The sequence below is a fragment of the Archangium sp. genome (assembly GCF_036388035.1).
Taxonomy (GTDB): domain Bacteria; phylum Myxococcota; class Myxococcia; order Myxococcales; family Myxococcaceae; genus Archangium.
Map to the genome: position 1 here is coordinate 1 of NZ_DASVSO010000276.1, position 1530 is coordinate 1530.

Annotated in this window: 2 protein-coding genes; both read right to left on the reverse strand. The window is 75.7% G+C overall.

Annotation, left to right across the window (positions count from 1 at the left end):
* A partial coding sequence (locus tag VF697_RS11720; RefSeq protein WP_331094302.1) for a glycosyltransferase occupies positions 1-842 on the reverse strand: 842 nt, incomplete at its 3' end.
* Positions 839-1530 (reverse strand): glycosyltransferase family 4 protein (locus VF697_RS11725; protein WP_331094304.1); only part of this gene is annotated, 692 nt, incomplete at its 5' end. The genes VF697_RS11720 and VF697_RS11725, both read right to left, overlap by 4 nt.

Sequence of the window (1530 nt, forward strand, 5' to 3'; positions counted from 1 at the left end):
AGGGTGTCTCCGGGCAGCCCTCCCAACGCGCGCACGCGCCCGGCGAGCTCCGGGTGGCGGCCGGTGAGCTGCTCGGCGAAGCGCGTACCGCCCCGGCCCGCCAGCACCACCACCCGGCGCGCGTCCCCTCGCAGCAGGGCGGGCAGCACCTCCTCCAGCATCTCCGTGATGAGGTCGCCGTAGGTCCCCAGGTGGCCGAGCAGCACGGCGTCGGGGCCCACGCCCAACGAGGCCCGGGCGGCCTCCACCGCGCTCGGCGGCGGAGCCGTGGGCAGGTTGCTCGGCACGGGCAGCCACTCGATGGGGGCCCGGCGCGGGGGCTTGTGCAGGCGCTCGTTCCACCAGGGCGTGGAGACGAAGACGCGCTCCGCCCGCGCCAGCACGATCGCCGCCATCACCCGCGTGACGGCCCCCAGCACGTTGTGGCGCCACGGCCTGTCCCACCCCCAGGGGAAGCTGACCTCGTGGAAGAAGAGCCACACGTCCTCTCCCCGGCGGCTCGCGAGCCACAGCGTGAAGGGGACGTTCATCGCCCGGTAGCCGAAGGCGTGCGGCACGTACTGCACCACCAGCCGCTTGGGGCCGGGCAGCCGCGCCAGCTCGCGCTCCAGTCGCCGCAGGCCTCTCGGGCCGAAGCCCTCGGGGAGCCGGTGGACGGTGACGCCCTCGGGGGCGGTGTCCTGCCGCTCGCCCGGGGCCCAGACGTGGACGGTGACGCCCTCGCGCGCGAGCGCCTCGGCCACCTGCCACGTGTAGTCGCTCACCCCGCCGGGCTGCGGCGGAAACTCGCCGGTGAGGAGGTGCCAGGAGACGCCGAGCGCGTCCTCGCCATGCCCGCTCATGCCCGTCCTCCCAGTACCCGCGCGTACACGTCCCGCACCTGCGCGGCGTAGCGCTCGCGGGTGAAGCGCGCGAGCACCGAGCGCCGGGCCTCCTCGCCCAGTCGCATGCGCGTCTCCGGCTCCCGGACGAGCCGCGCCAGGGCCTCCGCCAGCCCCTCCACATCTCCAGGTGAGAAGGCCAGCGCGTCGTCCCCGGGCCGGACGAGCTCCGCGGCCCCGCCCGCGGCGGACACCACCACCGCCCGGGTGCACGCCATGGCCTCGACGATGGTCATGCCGAAGGGCTCCGGTCGCGTGCTGGCATGCACCACCCCGTCGAGCGCCCGGTAGATGTCGGAGGGCTCGGCCTGGAAGGGGATGAAGCCCACGTGGCCCTCCAGGCCCAGGGCGTGCGCGGTGGCGCGCAGCTCCGCCTCGGAGTACTGCGAGCCGGGCGTGCGGTACACGGGGCTGCCCACCACGTAGAAGCGCACCGCATGCGTGGGGAGCCGGGCCCGCAGGCGCGCCGCCGCCTGGAGGAACAGCTCCTGCCCCTTCCAGCGCGCGTACGTGGCCACCAAGCCCAGCCGCACCGTGCCCTCGGGTGCCGGGGGCAGGCCCGCGAGCGCGTCGAGCCGCCCACCGTCGGCCGGGCCGGGGGAGAAGCGCTCCGTGTCCACGCCATTGTGGACGGGGTACACCGGGACGC